The 20,529-nt window shown below is 53.8% G+C and carries 13 protein-coding genes; 7 read left to right on the forward strand and 6 right to left on the reverse strand.

Annotation, left to right across the window (positions count from 1 at the left end):
• Positions 1-9: 9 nt before the first annotated feature.
• Positions 10-951: an AEC family transporter gene (locus ACOOGA_RS11070; RefSeq protein ID WP_417459568.1), complete on the forward strand. Its 942-nt coding sequence runs from the start codon at positions 10-12 to the stop codon at positions 949-951.
• On the opposite strand, the gene ACOOGA_RS11075 is transcribed toward ACOOGA_RS11070, so the two are convergent.
• From ACOOGA_RS11075 to ACOOGA_RS11100, 6 genes are all read right to left on the reverse strand, one after another.
• Entirely contained in the window at positions 948-1,679 is a 732-nt protein-coding gene (locus ACOOGA_RS11075; protein WP_417459569.1) for a hypothetical protein, read from the reverse strand. The two genes, ACOOGA_RS11070 and ACOOGA_RS11075, sit on opposite strands and share 4 nt — an antisense overlap.
• Before the next feature lie 137 nt (positions 1,680-1,816).
• Positions 1,817-3,499 (reverse strand): M28 family metallopeptidase, encoded by a 1,683-nt coding sequence (locus tag ACOOGA_RS11080; RefSeq protein WP_417459570.1) that lies wholly within the window; start codon positions 3,497-3,499, stop codon positions 1,817-1,819.
• A 209-nt stretch (positions 3,500-3,708) separates the two neighbouring features.
• Positions 3,709-4,329 carry a MarC family protein gene (locus ACOOGA_RS11085; RefSeq protein ID WP_417459571.1) on the reverse strand — a complete coding sequence of 207 codons (621 nt, stop codon included), beginning with the start codon at positions 4,327-4,329 and terminating at the stop codon, positions 3,709-3,711.
• 64 nt (positions 4,330-4,393) lie between these two features.
• Positions 4,394-5,293: a bifunctional methylenetetrahydrofolate dehydrogenase/methenyltetrahydrofolate cyclohydrolase FolD gene (folD, locus tag ACOOGA_RS11090; RefSeq protein ID WP_420428708.1), complete on the reverse strand. Its 900-nt coding sequence runs from the start codon at positions 5,291-5,293 to the stop codon at positions 4,394-4,396.
• 60 nt (positions 5,294-5,353) lie between these two features.
• On the reverse strand, positions 5,354-5,677 hold the full coding sequence (locus tag ACOOGA_RS11095) for a DUF167 family protein (protein ID WP_417459573.1): 324 nt from the start codon (positions 5,675-5,677) through the stop codon (positions 5,354-5,356).
• The gene (locus ACOOGA_RS11100) at positions 5,667-5,969 is read right to left on the reverse strand and encodes a YggT family protein (RefSeq protein WP_417459574.1); all 303 of its coding nucleotides are present in this window, start codon (positions 5,967-5,969) and stop codon (positions 5,667-5,669) included. The genes ACOOGA_RS11095 and ACOOGA_RS11100 overlap by 11 nt, the downstream gene beginning before the upstream one ends.
• Positions 5,970-6,259: 290 nt before the next feature.
• On the opposite strand from ACOOGA_RS11100, the gene ACOOGA_RS11105 reads away from it, so the two are divergent.
• From ACOOGA_RS11105 to ACOOGA_RS11130, 6 genes are all read left to right on the forward strand, one after another.
• Positions 6,260-9,280: an SBBP repeat-containing protein gene (locus ACOOGA_RS11105; RefSeq protein ID WP_420428710.1), complete on the forward strand. Its 3,021-nt coding sequence runs from the start codon at positions 6,260-6,262 to the stop codon at positions 9,278-9,280.
• A 610-nt stretch (positions 9,281-9,890) separates the two neighbouring features.
• Positions 9,891-10,277 carry a hypothetical protein gene (locus ACOOGA_RS11110; protein ID WP_420428712.1) on the forward strand — a complete coding sequence of 129 codons (387 nt, stop codon included), beginning with the start codon at positions 9,891-9,893 and terminating at the stop codon, positions 10,275-10,277.
• 150 nt (positions 10,278-10,427) lie between these two features.
• Positions 10,428-13,097, forward strand: a complete 2,670-nt coding sequence (locus tag ACOOGA_RS11115; protein WP_420428714.1) for a TonB-dependent receptor plug domain-containing protein — start codon at positions 10,428-10,430, stop codon at positions 13,095-13,097.
• Positions 13,098-13,456: 359 nt separating this feature from the next.
• Positions 13,457-16,054, forward strand: a complete 2,598-nt coding sequence (locus ACOOGA_RS11120; RefSeq protein ID WP_420428716.1) for a TonB-dependent receptor — start codon at positions 13,457-13,459, stop codon at positions 16,052-16,054.
• Positions 16,055-16,341: 287 nt separating this feature from the next.
• Complete coding sequence (locus ACOOGA_RS11125; RefSeq protein WP_420428718.1) at positions 16,342-18,891, forward strand: TonB-dependent receptor; 2,550 nt, start codon at positions 16,342-16,344, stop codon at positions 18,889-18,891.
• Positions 18,892-19,046: 155 nt separating this feature from the next.
• The gene (locus ACOOGA_RS11130; RefSeq protein WP_417459580.1) at positions 19,047-20,492 is read left to right on the forward strand and encodes an inorganic phosphate transporter; all 1,446 of its coding nucleotides are present in this window, start codon (positions 19,047-19,049) and stop codon (positions 20,490-20,492) included.
• The last annotated feature ends 37 nt before the right edge of the window (positions 20,493-20,529 follow it).

Consider the following 20,529-nt stretch of genomic DNA (forward strand, 5'->3'; position numbering starts at 1 on the left):
TGAGGGTTTGTGGCTGAGATACTGACCATTATCGCACCGGTCTTCCTGCTGATCATGCTTGGGTACGGTCTTGGCCGTACCCGGCTTTTCCCGGAAGGCTCCAGCGCAATCCTCATCGCTTTTGTCTGGTATATTGCTATCCCTGCACTTTTGTTTCGCTCTATTGCGGCGCGCGACCTGCCGCATGCAGACGAGCTTGTGCTTGTGGGGGCTTATTATAGCTCCCTCTATGTGCTCTATGCGCTTGCAGTACTGGTGGCGAAATATCTGTTCCGGCTGACGATGGCAGAACAGGGTATTTTTGCCCTTTCTGCCTGTTTCGCCAATGGCGGTTTTATTGGCATCCCCATTCTCGAAGGAGCTTACGGGGCCGAGGGTGTGCGGCTTCTCTTGCTGCTTCTTAGCTTTCATTCACTCACGCTGTTGCCGGTCACCACCATCATTGTCGAGCGCGCGAAAAACAACACAGAAGGCCCTGGCATTCTGGCGCGCACCTTCATGAGTATTCGCCAGAACCCGATCATAATTGCCCTGATCACAGGCCTTACCTGGTCGGCGCTTGGCTTGCCATTTCCCATGTGGCTCGACCGCCTGACGGCGCTACCGGCCGGGGCTGCTGCTCCTGTTGGATTGTTTGCTGCCGGGCTTGCGCTCTCTCGCGTTGAGATCGCGGGCGATATTGTGCAGGCTGCGATGGCAACCGTGCTCAAGCTGTTGCTGCTGCCTGCGCTGGTGTTTGTTGTTTGCCATTTTGCTATTGGGCTGCCGCCAGTGTGGGTTGGCAGTGCCACCCTGATGGCGGCGCTGCCCTCTGGTATGGTGGCTTATAGTTTTGCCACTCAACACGGCGTGGGGTCGCGGCGGGCGGCAACGACCGTGCTGATATCAACGGCGGGGTCTGCGCTCACACTATCGCTGACGCTTGTGGCGCTACACGCTTTTGGCTTTTAGTTAGGCTGGTTTGCGGCCAGTAAAAAATGTAAGGGCCTTCCAACCACATCGATACGTACAATACGGCGAGGCTTTGTTTTGGTGACATAAACGATGTTTTCTGGCGTCCCGCCGCTAATCTCCACCACATAGGTGTCAAAATTCCCGGCAGGGGTTTCCACTTCCTGTGTCCCGGTAACGCTAATTTTGACTGTCTCGGTCCTGTTCGCCAGGGTGTTGAACCAATCAAAGCTATTCTCAAACCCTACATCAAGCGGCATCGCAGCGACAAAACCAACAACGGCAAGTCGGAGCGGCGCGGGGTTGTCCTCAATCAGATCAACCTCACGCACGGTTTCTTCACTGCCAGCGCGTTTGCTGGTAAATTTGCCTTGGCGGTTCAGGTCGTTCCAGCCTAAGTCCACATTCATAAAGCTTTCGCCCATGACTAAACTGATAGCCACGCTGCGGGGTAGGAGAGTGGTGCCGTCCACCACGGCTTTGGCGGTCTCCACAATGTTGGGCTCCATGGTGGTACGATCTTCGATTACATACTGCTCGCCCATCTTGTGCCAGCCATAGGTCATGTCCCCTGCTTCTGCACCCTCATTCATCAGGACGAGGCGGAACGTGCTGAGGTCTGCATTATCTAGGTCCAGCCCCTTGTTCCAGCCGTGGTCGGTTGCGCTGGTTGGCGTAAAGCCAGCTGCGAGCAGCATGGCGGCGGCAGCAAAAGCATGGCGTTTCATTGTGTGTCCCTTCCTATATACCCTCGGTCGAGCATAGGCGTGTGAACAAGGTATCGAAACTCGTCTTTTCGTTTATGAAAAAAAGGACGGCCAATGACCGTCCTTCTCGTTCTTTCCAATGGTGCAGGCGACGTGTGTTATTGGCCGCTGCGCTGCTCATCACGAAGGGCTTTAAATTCGCTGCCTTCACGCCAGTTAGGCCATACATCGCTATCGATAATCAGGCGGCCGGTCGCATAATAAAGCTCGAGGTCCTTGATGGCGCCGTTCAAGTCCCAGCTATCCTGATATTCGTCAGCCGGTTGGTGGTAGCGGTTCGCGAGGTACTCGGCGACCAAACCTTCCACATAAGCCCGACCCTTCTCGATATGATCATAGCCTGAATTTGGGTAGAGCATTGGCACACCACGTTTGGAGAGCTCAAAATGGTCTGAGCGGTAGAAGTAGCCTTTCTCCGGCTCCTGATCTGCCACCAGCACACGGCTGCGGTTGTTCGCGGCTGTTTTGAGGTAATCGTCCAGTTCCGAGTTTCCGAGGCCGACAACGGTCACGTCATGGGTTGGGCCATAATAGTTTAAGCCGTCCATGTTGATGCCGCCGACAGTCCTTTCAAGCGGTACCAGCGGGTTGGCTGCATAATAGGCTGAGCCCAGCAAGCCTTGCTCTTCAGCGGTGACAGCGAGGAACAACACGGAACGTTTTGGTGGGTTCTCTGCGCTTGTGTAAGCGCGGGCAAGTTCAACAAGACCACCTGTGCCGGTTGCGTTATCAAGCGCGCCATTATAGATGCCGTCACCCTCAACGGTCGGGTCGGTGCCGATATGGTCCCAGTGCGCCATATAGATGAAATACTCATCCGGGCGTTCGCTGCCCTCCAGAACACCTGCCACGTTACGAGACTGTACGTGGTTGATTTCACTGCGGAACCCGCCAGAGAACTTGAGGTCCATGGGTACAGCTTTAAAGCCCGGCGCGGTGGCAGCGCTGCTGAGTGCCGCGCGGTCAAGGCCGGCTTTTGCGAACAGCCTGTCCGCGCTTTCCGTGGTGATCCAGCCTTCAAGTTCAGAAAGCGAGGCGCCTTTGTCATCGCGGACCATGCCGAACTGAGGGCCTGTCCAGCTGCTGTCTACTGTGCCCCAGCCGTAGGCCGCAGGTTTGGTATCATGAATAATCAGCGCGGCGGCAGCACCTTGGCGCGCTGCTTCATCAAACTTATAATCCCAGCGACCATAGTAGGTCATGGTGTTGCCTTCAAAAAGCGCGGGGTCCTGGGTGGAAAAGCCCGGGTCGTTTACAAGGATAACAACCGTTTTCCCTTTAACGTCAACGCCTTCATAGTCGTTCCAGCCGCGCTCAGGCGCGTTGATGCCGTAGCCTACAAACACCACGTCGCTTTCATGGACTTCGGTGTCATTTTGCTCGCGCCGGGTCCAGGTTACCTGATCGGCACGGTAGGCAAGGTCAAGGTTTTCCCCGACGCCACCAGTGATCTGCATGGCGGGTGTGCCCTGTGTCTCAATGGACACTAGTGGCACTTCCTGGATGAAGCTGCCGCCATTGGCACCTTTAAGCCCAGCCTCTTTGAAGGCGGCTTCCAGATAGCGCACGGTCAATTCTTCCCCCGGCGAGCCCGGAGCACGACCGCCAAACTCGTCAGAGGCGAGTGTTTTGACATGATCCGCGAGCGCATCAGCGTTCATTTCATATGGCGCAGAAGCGGTGCTTTCTGCGGTTCCGGCGGTTTCAGTGGTGGTGGTTGCCTTGTCTTCACAGGCGCCTAGCGCAAGCATCAGACCGGCGACGGTTACCAGTTTTTTCATTGATTTTTCCTAACCCTGATTGGTTTTGTCCCCAAGTTGATTGCCGCGACAGTGCAGGCTTGGGAGGCCGCTGTCAACGCTTGCCCAAAGGCTTTGCGACTAGTCGTTTTGCCCGAGCGGTTGGGTGCGCAGGGTGTGGCGTATATGCGGCGCAGTGTGGCGGAAAGTGTGCTGGTTTTTGCGGCGTATGTGCGGCGCAAGTGTGGCACTTACCCGAGGAAAGTATTCTTCAGACCATCAAGCACATATTGTGCCGCGAGTGCCGCGAGGATCACGCCTAGAAGCCGGGTCAAAACCGCATTCACGGTTGGGCCCAGAAGGTCCATCACCTTACCGGCAGTGAAGAAGACCACCAGCGTGATGATCATCACCAGCACAAGCGCGGCGAGCACCGCCATCTGCGCCATGAAGTCATGCTCATAAGAGGTCATGGTGAGCATGATGGTTGCAATAGCACCAGGCCCGGCCAGAAGCGGTAGCGCGATCGGAAACACCGAAACATCTTCGAAATATTCATCCATTTTTTCGGCGGATTCCTGCTTGCGTTCGGTGCGTTTCTCAAAGACCATTTCAAGCGCGATGATAAACAGCATGATACCCCCGGCGACCCGAAGGCCGTCCATGGAAATGCCAAGGGCGTTGAGGAACGGCTTGCCCACAAGCGCGAAAAAAATCAGGATCAGCGTGCCGATCAATGTGCCTTTGATCGCCATGGAGCGTTGATGCTGGCGGGTGGCGTTTTGGGTAAGGCCCGCAAAAACGGGCGCGATACCGATGGGGTCAACAATCACAAAAAGAGCGATAAAAGCGGCGATGAAGGCTTCATACATGCGTCGTGTCCCTTTTTGATCCCGCCACCAGCAGGCAGCAGATAACCCCTGGATCAAATACGTTTTAAAGTGCGTTCGGGTCGATATTGTTCTGTCGGCACGCTGCTGTCACGGTATTTTTAAGCAGGCAGGCAATGGTCATGGGGCCAACACCGCCCGGCACCGGGGTGATGGCACCAGCATGAGGCGCGGCACCGTTGAAGTCCACGTCACCCACGAGGCGGGTTTTGCCTTCGCCAAGCTCTGGCGCGTCAATACGGTTGATGCCTACGTCGATAACTGCCGCGCCCTCTTTGATCCAGTCACCCTTGATCATCTCAGGCCGGCCAACAGCAGCCACCACGATATCTGCAGCGCGAACCTCACCGGGCAGGTCTCTGGTGCGGCTGTGGGCGATGGTAACAGTGCAGTTGGCGTCCAGCAGAAGCTGAGCCATGGGTTTGCCAACAATGTTGGAGCGGCCCACCACAACAGCCTTTTTGCCGGACAGGTCACCCAATCGGTCCTTGAGCATCAGCAGGCAACCGAGCGGGGTGCAGGGCACCATGCCCTCGCCGCCGGTGGCGAGAAGGCCGGTATTGATCACGTGAAAACCGTCAACATCCTTCTCTGGTGCGATGGTTTCAATCACGGCTACCTCATCGATATGCTTGGGCAGTGGCAATTGCACCAAAATGCCATTGATGTTGTTGTCTGCGTTCAGCTCACGCACTTTGGCAACCAGATCTTCCTGGCTGGTGTTTGCAGGGAATTCGTGATGCACGCTGTGCATGCCAACCTCAGCTGTCTGGCGCACCTTGTTGCGCACATAAACCTGGCTTGCGGGGTCTTCCCCCACGATCACAACCGCGAGGCCTGGCGTGATGCCGCGGCTTTTCAGCTTCGTGACATCGGCGGCAACGCCGTCTCGAACACGGGCGGCAAACGCCTTGCCATCAATGAGGTTTGAAGGGGTGGTGGCCATTGGATGGGCGTCTCCTTGCGGGCGCCAAAGTTTGCTTTAAAGCCATTTCAGGGCAACCCATCACCCAAGGCTGGAGAGCATATTTTCAAGCGCCGGTATCAGTTCATCCGGATGACCGTCGATTGCGATAGTCTTATTCCGGGATTGCTCCCCCGCTATAAGGCGAATGGTCGATTTGGGCAACCTCAGTTTTTTGGCGAGAAGCTTGATCAGCGCCTTGTTGGCCTTGCCCTTTTCGGGCACCACGGTGACGCTGGCGCGCAAGCGTTTGGTGCCCTCTGCAGATATGTCTATGCGCTCAATGCCCTCAGATCGTGCGTTCGGGGTCAGGCGGATGTGAAGGCGGATGCCGCCTTCCGTCTGCTCAAAAACCTCAGTAGACATTCACGCCAAAGAGTGGGGCGATGTCTGCCTTCAGCAGTACCCTAAGCGCATAGATCAGGAACCAGAGAATGATGGGTGAAATGTCGATACCACCCATATCGGGCAGAATGCGACGAATGGGCCTGAGCGCCGGTTCGGTCACGGCATGCAGGAAGTGCAGGACCGACCGTACAAACGGCTGATGGGTGTTGATAATGCCGAAGGTGGTGAGCCAGCTCAGCACCACGCTGATGATGAGCAAGAGCGCATAAAAGCCGAGAAGGCTATCAAGCAGCACAAAAATGGCGGTCATCGGTCAAAGTCCTCGTCGTTTGCTGTCGTGGCCCAGAAGATACGGCTCTCGGGTGTCTGCAGCGTAATTGTCACGTTCCTTGCATCACATGTAGGGAGAATTGTGAGAAAAAGCAATTCAACGGCAATAAATTCCCGCGAGGCCGAGTCGTTCTGATGAGGTTGTCAGTTTTACGGGGAATAATTTGCCTATGCGGCAATATTTGCCGAGTTTTACATGCGGGCCCCCGGCCAAAAATTGGCCCCGAATGGCTCGCTAGGATAGACGGCAGAAAGCTGGTAAAGTAGCGAATGGCATTTTTTGGCATAGCAAATTCAAGCGGTGGATTATTTGGCCTTGGCGGCCAAACCAATTTCACCACCCAGATCATCGGGGTGGATGCATCGCTTATTCAGGCTGCTGCCAACTCCAAGATCGCCCAACGTACGCTGGCCAGCCTTTCTGCAGAAGATCGCGCTGCCTATAACTTTGGTAGTACCAATGACGGGATTGTGCCGCCGTGGCAACAGGCCGAAGAAACCAAAACGCTTAACCAGCAGATTCGTGAAGTTCGTGAGCTATCAAGTTTCATTGACCTGAAATCGAGTGACTTGAAGGCAGTTGCGGACAACCCGGACAAACAAGCTTCTTTTGCTGTTTTCAAAGCCCTGTCCAACTTGCGTATTCTGGCTGAGTATGCCTCCGCCGATACAACGTCGTCTGCGTCGCTCAAACGGCTGAACGAGCAGTTCCAGAAAGGCCTCTCTGAGGTGCGGGAGTATCTCTCGACCGCGCAGCTTGAGAAGCTTGAGCTTTTTCTGGGCGAAAAGCAGTATAAAACAGAAACCAGCGCGCGGCTTGGCAAGAACGAAACCGGGTTTGACGGTTCGCTGGTTGCATCAAATCCCAATGACGCGCTTGCAGGGTTGACAGGCACGGAAGTTTTCACGGTCTCCATCACTAAAAGCGGTGAGACGGATAATATCGAAGTTGACCTGAGCGAAATCTCGGGCACGCTTTCACTTAACAGCATCAAGGATCTGGTCAACAGCAAGATTGAAGCCCTTACGGCTCTTGATGACGAGGGTGAAGAATATATCAAACACCAGACCCGGTTTGATATCCGGCGAGACGGTTCCAGCGGTCGGTATGGCCTGCAGGTTGACGGCACAATCACAGAGGAGGTCTCTTTCTCGGCTGCGAGCTCCGCGCCGACGCTCTATGTGGCGTCTTCGGTGAAGCAGCTTGATGACTCCTATGCGGTTACGAGCCGGATCACGGAATTCAATAACCTGAGTGGCACGATAGCGGCTGATGACACCACGTCTTTTGCGGGCATTGATTATGCGGCCACGGAAATCAAAGGCTTGGTGAAAGAGGAAGAAGACGACGAGCTTGACCCCAAGCTTCAGGAGATGCGGGACAAGTTTCTGGCTGACGCAAAAACCAAGGTGCTCGGCGAAGACGCGACGGAAGATGATGACGACGCTGACGGCACGGACAACACCTCTTCGCTCACCAATATCGATAGCGCCAATAAGGTTAATGCGGATACCACGGCCAAGCGTATCGCGACCGATAGTGAAGGCAGCATTTATGTGGTGGGGACATCAGCAGGTAGTTTTGGCCACCAGCTAAATACTGCTGAAGGTGAAGATGTTTTCCTCACTAAATTCGACAGCGAAGGAAACGTTGTTTTTTCCCGCCTTCTGGGTGTTTCAGGTACTGCGAGCGTGCAGGGCATAACTGTTGACGAGGACGACAATGTAATTCTTGTTGGCCAGACTGACAGCAAGCTTTCGTCCTCCGATGTGGTAGATAGCACCGACCTTTTTGTACAAAAGATCAGCAAGCGTGGTGATGAGGTTTTCCGCTACCAGCTTGATACTTTTGGTGAAACTGGTGCGAACAGCGTGGCAGTTGATTCGAGTGGCGACATTTTTGTGGGCGGTTACACCAAGTCGGGCGTCAGTGCCTCCTCGGGGTTTTCCGGTGGGCAGGACGCCTTGATCGTGAAGCTGTCCGGCTCTACCGGAGCGCTCGTGGATTCCAACGTATTTGGCACCAGCGACAACGAGGTGATCAAGGGTATCGCTGTTGACGATAACGACAACCTGGTTGTGGCGGTGGAAGAAGACGGCAATGCCGTAGTGCGCCGCATTGACGGCAGCGATCTCACCAACCAGACCGACAGTGTTGATTTTGGCAGCCTTGGGGCGGGTGGTTCTATCCAGGGCATCACGATCGATAACACGAATGGCAAGGTCTATATCGCTGGGGTTACCACCAACGCCAGCCTTGATGCTGGCGGAACAGCTACCAAAAACGGCAGCGCTGAAGGGGCATTTGAAGGTTTTGTAAGCGGCCTGACACTTTCAGGCGCGACGGACCTGAGTGGTGATTTCACTACGTATCTTTCCACCAGCAGCACCGACCGGGTTGCTGATGTGACGGTTGCCGACGGCGTTGTTTATGTTGCAGGCTCAACAAGCGGAACGTTTGCGGGTGAGACCGGGCAGGGCTCGACGGATGCTTTTGTAGCGCGCCTTAATGGTACCTCGGGCGTTGTTGAAGATATTGAGCAATATGGCGAGGGGCTCGCGGGGTCTACGGCTGGCAGTATTGCTTTCACGAACAAGGGTAATTCCGTTCTGGAAACGCTTGGTCTGCCGCAGGGCACGGTCCAGATTGATGAGACTCTTGATATACAGACCCAAACGTCAGCCAAAGTGGATGACTTTTTCTATCTCTCCATTGATGGTGGTAGCAAAAAACGTATTGAGCTCGACGAGGGCGATACGTTTGATGATCTGGCGCGGAAAATTCGCATAGCAGGCTTTTCGAAGTTGAAGGTAGAGGTCTCCAATACAGATGAGGGCTCAAAAATGAAGATCAGCGCCCTGGACGATGGTGTTGCCATCGAGCTTTTTGCTGGTAAGGAAGGCCGGGACCTGTTGAGTCGCATTGGTATTGAGCCGGGCCGGATTTTGCCCAAGAACGAAGTGTTTGATATCACCACCGACAAAGATAAGGATATCCCACCTGAAGAGGATACAGGTGGCGTGTTTGCTCTTGGCCTCGACGGGGCTATTCATATCGGGGACAAACAAACGGCCAAATATGTGCTGGGACTTCTGGACGGGGCAGTTTCAACCGTGCAGCGCGCCTACCGGTCGCTGGACTATAATCCGCTGATTGAGCAACTGAAGAACGGTTCCGCTAACCAGGGATCTGCGTCTCCCTATCAACAGGCGCAACTCGCGAACCTTCAGACCGGGCTTGCGCGCCTTCAGTCGGGCGCATCCTCATCAAGCTTCAGCCTTTTTGCATAAAATCACTCGTGGGAATGATGCGTTCAGGTGAATTCAAGCATTCTCTGTTCGCGCTATCTGGTTGATTTTAGCAACAAAAAAACCGCGCTTGCGGCGCGGCTTTTAGGAGAAACTTCTCGAGCGCGGGGTACGCGGGAACAGGTGCACGATTGGGGGTCGAGTAAATAAATTTACCCATTCCCGCACCCCTGCTCGAGAGGTATCCCTATATATACAAGGCTCGTGCCAGTTTTAATAAGTTCTTAAATATCATTATAAATCAATATGTTGTGACTTTTATTGTATAAGTGTTCAATTAAATGGTTGAATTTGTTGCAAAAAAGGACACAAAATCATCGCATTATACAACACATGTCTTATAATGCGACATTCTTATGTTGCAGCGATTTGATGAGCTGTTTTATTCACGTGATGTGACGGTGAGGGTGGCAAGGTAAGCTGGTTAACTTTATGAGATAGCTTCTATCAGGTGATGTGAAATGTTAAGGCTGTATTCACAGAAATATAGGCATGATGCGTGACCGATACAGTGCCGGATCATACCGGCTGCGTGATGACTGAAAATGGGAACGGTGGGTTTTTGATGCGAATTTTTCTAATCGCTTTTTTGATGGGTTTTAGCCTTTTCGGTCCTGCGGCTTTTGCTTTCTCTGAAGAGGAAGAAGGAGACAAGGAGTTTGTCGGCAAACCGAAGCTTGAGATGTCACCGTTCAATTTCTCCGTCATCAAACGCGGCATTGTTGAGGGTCAGGCTACATTGCAGATTGTACTGGTGATGGAGAACACTCAGGACTTTGAGGTCGTGCGATCACGGCTGCCCCAAGTCCGGTCAGACTTCAATACAGCACTGTCTATGTTGTCGCGCCAAACCTTTCAGGTGAACAGGCCAATAGACCCTGATATCGTGAAAGCTTACCTGACACCTTATATCGATGCGCGCCTTGGCGTTGGCATGGCTGAGGTGTTTGTAAAACAGGCACTTATCCATCCCAACTGACCTGTGTTGACCGAAACTGTTGCTCAGAGGCAACAGTGGCGCTTTTCGACGTATTGAAATTTCCTCATCCGCTTGACGCTAATGGCTTTCGACCTATCCAATTACTGTTGGGAAGGAAAAGCAGTAGCTTTTTAACAACGGAGGGGAAACATGCGCCAGAACCGCTTGTTCAATACGACCGCGCTCGCCGCGGGATGTTTGAGTTTGTTTGCAGTAAATCCGGTAATAGCCCAGGACGAAGCCGATTCCATGCTGGAAATCGAAGAAGTCGTGGTCACCGGTACTTATCTTAAAGGTAAATCACAGTTTAACAGCCCATCACCGATTGCGGTGATTGGCTCAGAAAACCTGAACCAGATCGGCGCCAGCAATGTGGCTGACCTTGTTCAGACCCTGACCATCAACAATGGTGCCCAGAATAACCCGGATGCGTTTACGCAGAACGGTACGTCAGGCACGTCCAACTTTAACCTGCGCGGCCTAGGTGTGGCATCAACGCTCGTTCTCCTGAACGGTCGTCGCCAGGTGGTTGCCGGCACAACAACAAACGACGGTATTGCGTTTGTGGATACAAGCGCGCTTGTGCCGCAGATTGCTGTGCAGCGGATTGAGATCGTGAAAGACGGCGCAGCCGCCATTTATGGTACCGACGCTGTCGCGGGCGTTGTTAACTTCATTACCGACGACCAGTTCGAAGGTGTGAAGGTCAGCGCCAAGTACCAGACGCTTACCGACCAGGGCAGCCAATCTGACCAGCTTTATGAAGCCAAGTTCGGTTTCGGGAATGATACGACCCACTTTATGGGTGCGTTCAGTTATTATGACCGTTCACCGCTGACAACTGCGGAGCGTCGCTTCAGCCTGCCGTCAGACGATAGCTCGGTTCTTGGTAACCCAGGCTCCTATTATGTGCCGTCTATTATTGGCTTGATCGGCACAACAGCGCCGGTCATCGACCCATACGGTTGTGAGGAAGTGGGCGGTATCCCGGATGTGGCGGTACCGCTAGGAGGCGGTATCAATGTGGGTACCTGTGGCTTGGACTTCGGTGACTATTATAACCTTGTCCCTGAAGAGGAGCGCAAACAGGCTTACGCCGTGGTGACGCAAGATCTCGGGGACGGTCACCAATTGCGCCTGGAAGGTGGCTGGGCTGATACCGGCGCGGTCCGGAACAACTCACCAACCTTCCCGTATCTGCAACTGGGTTCAGCGGGTGTACCAGCTTATCACCCTGAAAACCCATTTGGTGAGGGTGTGACCTTCCTTGGCCGCGCGATCGGTAACGGTGGTGATCCAAGCCCGAACCGGTTTGCGTCTGAAACATACCGTTTCAACGTCGAGTTGACAGGTGATTTCAATGAGAACTGGAGCTATGATTTTGGTGTTACCCACGGTAAGAACACCTATCAGATCGCAACAGCTGATGTGATCACAGACAACTTCCAGCGTGCCTTGATCGGTTACGGCGCTTGTGACGCCGGCGTTGGTTCAGTTGCGCCGGGTACGGCGGGTTGTGAGTTCTTCAACCCGTTTGCTACAAGCTTCACCACAGCACCGAATAGTGCCGCGGTGATGGACTATATCATCGGCGAACAAGTGATTGACGGTACTTCGAAAACAACCGTTTATGATGCGGTGGTATCCGGTACGATTGGTTCCACTGGTGCAGGCGATATCGGTCTCGCGCTAGGTATTCAGATCCGGGATGAGTTCTGGGGTCGTGACTATGACGACATCTCGAACGCGGACGGTTTTGCTTTCGTAATCGGCAACACTGATTTCAGCGACAATCGTAGCGCTGTTGGTATTTTCGGGGAATCACTTATTCCGATCACTGATCAGCTCGACCTTTCGATCGCACTGCGTCACGAGATTTACGGCGGCGATATCGGGGCAACCACTGATCCGAAAATCTCGCTTCTGTATCGCCCAACAGAAACCATGGCGCTTCGTGGCAGTTACTCCACCAGTTTCCGGGCACCAAGTGTGCTTCAGGTTTCCGGTGGTGGCACGTCGCTTAATCAGGTTACAGACCCACTTGGCGGCACAGCGTTCGCTGCGGTTCGTTCTGTGGCACCTGATGGTGGCCGCACTATCGTGCCGGAGCAAGGCAAAGCTTGGAACTTCGGTTTCACGTGGGAACCTGTTGGCGGTCTCGATCTCGATGTCGATTTCTGGAACTACACCTTCACGGACGTAATCATTCAGGAAAACTACCAAGCCGTTGTGAATGCGAACCCGACAGATACAAGCCGTGTGATCCGCTCGGCGGGTACGTCAGGCAGCATCATCATGGTGATCGTGGATTATCTGAACGCTTCCAAAGTGACGACGCAGGGCTTTGACGTATCGGCGAAATACAACATCGATACTGACATGGGTACCTTCATGCCGTTCTTCGAGGCAACACATGTGCTCAAGTACGATCTTGAAGACCCGCAAGCGGGGTCCATTGATGGTGCTGGTAACCGTAACTTTGCAAACTTCGGCAGCCCAACGCCAAAGTGGCGCATTAATACGGGTATGGCCTGGGGTAATGAAAACCATGACGCTCGCTTCTATGTGCGGCACATCAGTGGCATGAATGACGATCAGACAGCAGGGAGCACGATTGGCTCCATGACGACTGTTGATGCTCAATATACCCTGCAGCTGAGCGCCCTTAGCGAAAGCATGGAAGGGTCTAGCCTTCAGTTCGGTGTGATCAACGCGTTTGATAAAGCACCACCATATGTTTCCACTAACGGTGGTTACGAGAGCCGTACTCACGATCCGCGCGGTCGTATGGTATATGCCAAACTGGTGGCTCAGTTCTAATCAGACACGCTTGATACAAAGCAAAATAACCACGAGAAGGGCAGCATCGCTGCCCTTCTTTTTTTGGGCGGCAGTGATACAAGCCAAGCATGCGGTAATAAAAACCTGAAATTATCGCGCTCTTAAAAACATGCCCTGAATCAATGGTATAGGTGCAACACACGCACGGCGGGTGATCGGAAACTTAAGTTTTATGCGTGCTTTTTCTTGACCTTTTGTCATTCGAGGTAAATCATTTTAATGAACTGCCTTAAAATGGTATTGAGGTCTACTCCTGCCATCATGTTTGCCAGAACGTGCGGAGATTTGACCTGGGACCGGCCAAGGCGGGGCTATGGGGAAAATCTGGGGAGATTACCATGAAGGTTTATACACGGCGCGCGCTGCGTGCCCATCTGCTGCATTCGGTTGCTATCGGTGCGGTAGCGCTTGGCTTTTCTGGTCAGGTGCTTGCACAGGACAATCAGGATAGTGACGGCGGTTTCACGCTGGAAGAAATCCTGGTAACGGCGCAAAAGCGCGCCAAGACACTTCAGGACGTACCGATTGCCGTCAGCGCCTACACCGGCGAAACACTCGAAAAATCCAACATCCGCGACGTTCGTGACCTGATGATGGCAGTGCCTGCCATGAACACCACGCAAGCTGCTGCGTCTTTTCAGACGGTGGTTAACATTCGCGGTATTGGCACCTCAGGCTTCAACCCGGGGCTTGAGCCCTCGGTGGGCATCTATGTGGACGGCATTTACCGTTCCCGTACAGGGGCCGCCATTGGCGATTTTCTCTCGGTTGAACGGGTCGAGGTCCTGCGCGGCCCACAGTCCACGCTTTTTGGGAAAAACACGTCTGCGGGCGTAATCTCCTTTGTGACCAAGTCGCCAGAATATGAATTTGGCGGCAAGGCCGAGGTTTCGTACGGCAACTATGACCAGATTATCCTCAAGGGCACGGTGACGGGGCCGATAGCAGAGGACAAAGCAGCGTTCAGGCTTTCGGCCAATGTGAACAAGCGCGATGGTTTTATTGAAAATGTAAGCGACGGTCGTGACGTAAACGACCGAGACCGTTGGGCCGTGCGCGGCCAACTGTTGCTGGAGCCTTCAGATGCTATCTCCTTCCGCCTGATTGGGGACTATTCGGAAATCAATGAAGCTTGCTGTGCGGCACCCTTCATTGAGCACGGGCCAACCATGGCTGCTGTCGCCGCCCTTGGTTTTGAGATCGTGCCGCCGGACCCGTATGAGCGCAAAACTGCTTTCAACGGTGTGATGCTTAACGCCATGAAAGATTTTGGTGTTTCAGGTGAGTTGAAATGGGACCTGGGCTCTGCTGAGCTGACGTCCATCTCCGCTTACAGGGATTTTGAATCCGACGCCAACTTCGATGCTGACTTCACTCAAGCCGACCTGATCAAACGAAACGGCGAGCTTACCAAAGTGGATATCTTCACCCAGGAAATCCGGCTTGCATCCACAGGCGACAACCGGGTGGACTGGCTCGTTGGCGGTTTCTATTCCAAGCAAAACCTGGACGCGACAGACAAGGTGCCTTACGGCGCTGACAACCGGGATTTCTTCAGCATACTGGCGGGCTCCGATGCTTTTGTGCCGGGCTTTGATAATATCACCGGACTTGAACTGACCCTGTCTGCCCTCGCGGGTGGTGGCCTGTGGCCAGCGCCGGTGCCGGTGGGCACCTATTTCGCCGAAGAAGGTGGCATGGTGCAGGAGAAGTTTGATACAGCTTCAAGCAGCTGGGCGGCTTTTGGGCAAGTTGATGTGCACATCACTGATCAACTGACCCTGACAGGCGGCCTGCGCTACACCAAAGAGAAGAAAGATGCGACCGGTGTTTTCAACATCGATGACCCGTTCGCAGCACTGAATTTCACAGATGTGTTTGACGCCAACGGGGCACCTGACCTTGGCAATGTTTATAACGCTATATTCCTTGCACAAGTTCTTGGGGCCGGCGTACCGTTTCCGACAGCAATGGCGCTCCTCAATCAGACAATCTCGGACCCAAATTTTGCCAACCCGTTTGGTGGTTTTGCGGCGCTCCAGTTCTTCCCGCCGCGCAACGATTTTGACCGGTCTCGCTCGGAAGACAAGCTCACGGGTAACGTTATCCTTGCGTATGACTGGAACGATGACCTGAACACATATTTCAGCTTCTCACGCGGTTATAAGGCTGGCGGTTTTGACACTTCCCGCGCTGCTGCTACCAGTAACGCAGGCGATACCAACACCTATGAGTTTGAACCCGAGACTGTGGATGCCTGGGAACTGGGTGCAAAAATCCGTTTCTGGGACAGGCGGGCACAGGTCAATATCGCGGCCTATAGTCAAAAGGTTGATGACTTCCAGTCCAACATCTTCACTGGCCTTGGCTTTGAACTCAGGAACGCTGGTTCGATCCGCATCAAGGGTATCGAAGTTGATAGCCAGTTCGCGCTAACCGAGAATTTGAACTGGACATTTGCCGCCGCCTATAGTGACGCCACCTATACCTCATTTGTGGGGGGGCCGTGCCGGGTAACCAATCCGCAGCCATCGTGTGACCCGACCAACGCGGCTTATACGGGAGCGGCCGACCTCACGGGCACTCGCCTCGCTGATGCGCCTAAATGGACGATGACATCCACGGCAACCTATACCCAGCCAATTGGGGACAACATGCTCGGGTTTATTCAGGGTGAAGCCTATTATAGGGGCGAGCGAAACGTTGCCGGTGACCTTGACCCGTTTGGCGATATGCCCAGCACATTTATCCTGAATGCCAGCATCGGCATTGAAGGAGGTGAAGATAATCGCTGGCGTCTTTCCGCATGGGCCAAGAACATTACCAACGAGAATTATCTCCAGCTTATCTTTGATTCCGTGGCGCAATCGGGAAGTTACAACGGCTACCCCAACGATCCACGAACCTATGGCCTGACCCTGAGCCTCGATTTTTAGACTTTGGTATAAGGGGACTTAAATTTTTTTTGGGGCGGCTTCGGCCGCCTTATTCTTTTTGTGTTCCTTCCTCTCCTTAAATTTCCGTTACGGAATCTTGACCTTAGAGCCAGCTTTAAAAAAAACGTCATAAAGTAAGGTGTGTTTCAGTGGTGACACTGGTGTCTCAATTGCGAAAAAGTGAGCGCCGCACCGCTTGACGTGCACGTAAATCGAGAGGCAGTATTGCTCCAAACCGGTGTAAGGAAGCCAGCAGGGCACCGGTTAAAGGTCCAAGGGAGGGAAGTATGAATTTCAAGTATGGACAAGGTGCGTCTCGTCGTCGCGCTCAACTTATGCTTTCAGTTGCTACCGGAACACTTGCCGGAGCGATGATGGTAACGGGCGCTGCGGTTGCGCAGGATAATCAAGATAGTGATGTCTCCTTCGCGCTTGAGGAGATTTTGGTGACTGCCCAGAAGCGGGAAGCAACCATCCTCGAAACACCGGTCGCGGTGTCGGCAATTGGCGGCAGCACCATGTCGCTCGCGCAGGCGCGTGACCTCACGGCGCTGCAAACATTGGTGCCCAGCCTGCAGATTGTGCAGCGCGCATCGGCATCCAACACAAGTTTCTCCGTTCGCGGTATCGGTTCGTCCACCTTCAACTTCGGGCTTGAGCCTGCTGTTGGTGTGTTTGTTGACGGCGTTTATCGCTCCAGAAACGGTGCATCGGTCAACGACTTCCTGGGCATCGAGCGCATTGAAGTGTTGCGTGGGCCCCAGTCCACGCTCTTTGGTAAAAACACGTCTGCGGGCGTGATCAATTATGTGACCAAAGCGCCGCATTATGACTTTGAGGTTGAGGGCGAGCTGACCTATGGCAACTATGACGCCAAGGTTGGTAAGGCTGCTGTCAATATTCCGCTACAGGAAGACACGCTTGCCATGCGCCTCGACGTTAACGTCAACAAGCGTGATGGTACGATTGACAACGCTGATGGCCGCAAGCTGAACGAGCGTGATCGGTATGGCCTGCGCGGGCAAATACTGTTTGAGCCAACAGACAGCACAAGCGTTCGCATTATTGCAGACTATAGCGACCTCAATGAAGAATGCTGTGCGGCGCCGTTCTATCTAGTGGCTGCTGGTTCACAACAAGCGCTTACAGTACTTGGCTCCGACATCAATGGGGCCCCAGATATCAAGGACCGCCAGACCACTATTGATGGTGAAGTGGTTGTTGGGAATCTGGAATCATACGGTGTATCCGGCCAGATCGACATTGATTTTGAAAGTTTTACACTGACATCGATCTCTGCGTTCCGCGGCTACCGCGAGCTGCAGGACATTGATGCCGATTTCTCAGACCTTCAGCTCAACAAGCGCCGTGTTCTGGATCAGGATTATGATACGTTCACGCAGGAAATTCGTCTGACCTCCAATACAGACGGTCCGTTTGAATGGATGGCGGGCGTTTATTACTACAATCAAGACCTGTCAGCCGACAACCAGACAGTACAGGGCCCCGGCCTTCGTCCGTTCGCGGATATCCTGACAGGTGGCGCGGTCAGCCAGCTTGAAGCTGGCCTTGGCGCACCATCGGGCTATTTCCTCGCTAACGGTTCCGGCCAACTGCAAGGCCTCTTCAACCAGAAGAACGAAAGCTACAGTGCGTTTGTGCAGGTAGATTGGCATGTATCTGATCAACTAACCCTGACAGGTGGCCTTCGTTATACGCACGACAAGAAATCCATGGATTCGGATATCGTGATCGACGACCCATTTGCGGCGCTTGATTTCGTGGAAATTTTTGTCGGTCAAGCGGTGCAGCAGGCGGTTGCTCAAGCACAGGCAGGTGGTGTGCCGCCAGAAGTTATCCAGAGTACGGTAATCCCGACAGCAACGGCGCAAGCAAGTGCTGTGGCGACCAACCCGGACTTTAATCCACTTCTTGGCCTGACGGGGCTTCAGTTCTTCCCGCCAGCTGCGAACGTGAACGATAGTTTTTCGGATGATAACTTCTCCGGCAACATCATCGCCAACTATCAGGTCAATGACGACCTGGCGGTTTATGCGAGCTATTCCCGTGGTTATAAAGCCGGTGGGTTTGCGCTTGATAGTGCAGCAGCTCGCGTAGGTGATTTCCAGTTTGATAAGGAAATTGCAACCTCATGGGAAGCGGGCCTGAAAGCACGCCTTCTTGATAACCGAATGAGCCTTGATTTCGCAGTGTTTGACCAAAGCATTGACGGTTTCCAGGAAAACATCTTCACGGGCTCAAGCTTTGTGCCGGGTAACGTTGATGCTGCGGCGCAGGGCCTTGAGTTCGACGGCAAGTTCCAGGCAACACCTGAGCTTCTGTTGACTGGTGGTTTCACCTGGCTCTGGAAAGCGGAATACAAGAACTTCCCGAATGGCCCATGCCCTGCGCATGACACATCGGGCTGTACATTTGCTGAGCCTGAGGGTGGTGGCATCCTTCGTCCGCTACAGGACTTGTCTGGCTCACGCCTGTCTGAAACGCCAAAATTCTCTGGTAACGCAACGGCAACCTATCGTCGTCCAATCAATGACGATCTGGAAATGTTTGTGCGGGGTGAGCTCTTCTACAACAGCACGGCTCGCCTGTCTGTTGCGCAAGATGACCGCCAAAGCCAGGACAGCTACGCGCTTGTTGGTGCCAGCATGGGCGTAGGTGATATTGACGGTGCATGGTCGCTCCAGCTTTGGGCGCGTAACCTCCTCAATGAGGCTTATGTGCTTGATACGTTTGATTCGACTATTCCGGGCGGTAGCCTTAATGCCTATATCGGTGACCCGCGTACCTACGGCCTTACACTGCGCTTCCGCTACTAGGGACGCGACTTAAAAATGTTGGGAAAAGGCGGCTTTGGCCGCCTTTTTTGCGTGTAGGCCAGATCATGTGACATTTTCATTACATTTTTGTGTCACGCTGTTATAAGGCCGAAATGGGCGGTAGTTGGGGGCCGCAAATCAGGAAGGGCTGGTTTATGGAAAAGCATAAGGTCAACGTCGACCTGGAGAAGGTACAGCAGTTCAGTGCCGGCGCGCGTGCACAGGGGCGTCAATTTGCCAATTTAGGCATGGCGACGGTCTTTCTTGTCCTCGTGCTTATCTACACCGCTCTGACGCAGACCGGTAACCCAACGGGAATGTTTATCGTCGCCGCCGCTGTGATCGGCGCCTATATGGCGATGAACATTGGCGCGAACGACGTGGCCAACAATATCGGCCCGGCCGTTGGTTCAAAGGCGCTGACCATGTTTGGTGCACTGATTATTGCTGCGACCTTTGAGGCGGCGGGTGCGATCCTTGCGGGTGGCGATGTTGTCTCCACAATCCGCAAGGGCATTGTAGACCCAAGCGCGATGACAGATCAGATGACTTTCATCTGGGCCATGATGGGGGCGCTTCTGGCGGCCGCGCTGTGGCTGAACCTCGCGACTTGGCTTGGCGCGCCTGTTTCTACCACGCACTCAATTGTTGGTGGTGTTGTTGGCGCAGGTGTGGCGGCTGCCGGTATGGACAGCATTGACTGGACGAAGATGAGTGCGATTGCCGCCAGCTGGGTTATCTCTCCCCTTCTTGGTGGTATTGTGGCGGCGCTGTTCCTTTTCATGATCAAACGCCTGATATTGGCAAAAGACGATATGCTTGAGGCTTCCCGCACATGGGTGCCGGTTTTTGTTGGCATCATGGCGGGCGCTTTTTCCATGTATCTGGTGATGAAAGGCCTCAAGAAACTATGGGTGCCAGGCATCGGCATGTTGTGGCTGATCGGCTTTGGCAGCGCCGCGCTTACATGGGCTGGCACCAAGCCGTTGGTCGCCAAAGCATCCTATGGGCTGGAGAACCGCCGCAAGTCGGTCGCGAAACTATTTACGGTGCCACTGATATGTTCTGCGGCCCTTCTATCGTTCGCACACGGTGCCAACGACGTGGCGAACGCCGTGGGGCCTCTTGCCGCAATTGTGAGTGCAGCCAGCAGCGCCGATATGGGCACGGGCAAGGTGGCACTGCCGCTTTGGGTCATGGTTATTGGCGCGATTGGTATCTCTATAGGGCTTCTGCTTTATGGCCCCAAACTTATCCGCACGGTGGGTGAGAAGATCACCAAGCTCAACCAGATGCGGGCCTTTTGTGTGGCGCTTTCTGCGGCGATCACGGTGATTGCCGCCAGTTGGCTTGGTCTGCCTGTTTCCTCCACCCATATTGCAGTGGGTGGAGTGTTTGGTGTTGGATTTTTGCGAGAGTTTCTTTCCACCCGGCCGAACAAAAAAGCCAAAACAACATCCGAGAAGAAAAAGCGTGAACGTCGCCGCCTTGTGCGCCGCCGTGAGTTGTTGACCATTGTGGCTGCGTGGGTGATTACGGTGCCCGCGTCGGCGCTATTGTCCGCCGGGCTTTTTCATGTCTTTACCTATTTTGCCGCTTAAGTAAAAAGTATTTCAGATTCAGTACGAAGAGGGCGGC

It is taken from the genome of Kordiimonas sp. (assembly GCF_965216265.1).
Classification (GTDB): domain Bacteria; phylum Pseudomonadota; class Alphaproteobacteria; order Sphingomonadales; family Kordiimonadaceae; genus Kordiimonas.

Coding starts and splice junctions, on each gene's coding strand:
- ACOOGA_RS11125 (WP_420428718.1), top strand. CDS start 16,342: ATGAATTTCAAGTATGGACAAGGTGCGTCTCGTCGTCGCGCTCAACTT.
- ACOOGA_RS11100 (WP_417459574.1), bottom strand. CDS start 5,969: ATGACCGCCATTTTTGTGCTGCTTGATAGCCTTCTCGGCTTTTATGCG.
- ACOOGA_RS11120 (WP_420428716.1), top strand. CDS start 13,457: ATGAAGGTTTATACACGGCGCGCGCTGCGTGCCCATCTGCTGCATTCG.
- folD (WP_420428708.1), bottom strand. CDS start 5,293: ATGGCCACCACCCCTTCAAACCTCATTGATGGCAAGGCGTTTGCCGCC.
- ACOOGA_RS11110 (WP_420428712.1), top strand. CDS start 9,891: ATGGGTTTTAGCCTTTTCGGTCCTGCGGCTTTTGCTTTCTCTGAAGAG.
- ACOOGA_RS11105 (WP_420428710.1), top strand. CDS start 6,260: ATGGCATTTTTTGGCATAGCAAATTCAAGCGGTGGATTATTTGGCCTT.
- ACOOGA_RS11080 (WP_417459570.1), bottom strand. CDS start 3,499: ATGAAAAAACTGGTAACCGTCGCCGGTCTGATGCTTGCGCTAGGCGCC.
- ACOOGA_RS11075 (WP_417459569.1), bottom strand. CDS start 1,679: ATGAAACGCCATGCTTTTGCTGCCGCCGCCATGCTGCTCGCAGCTGGC.
- ACOOGA_RS11085 (WP_417459571.1), bottom strand. CDS start 4,329: ATGTATGAAGCCTTCATCGCCGCTTTTATCGCTCTTTTTGTGATTGTT.
- ACOOGA_RS11130 (WP_417459580.1), top strand. CDS start 19,047: ATGGAAAAGCATAAGGTCAACGTCGACCTGGAGAAGGTACAGCAGTTC.
- ACOOGA_RS11115 (WP_420428714.1), top strand. CDS start 10,428: ATGCGCCAGAACCGCTTGTTCAATACGACCGCGCTCGCCGCGGGATGT.
- ACOOGA_RS11095 (WP_417459573.1), bottom strand. CDS start 5,677: ATGTCTACTGAGGTTTTTGAGCAGACGGAAGGCGGCATCCGCCTTCAC.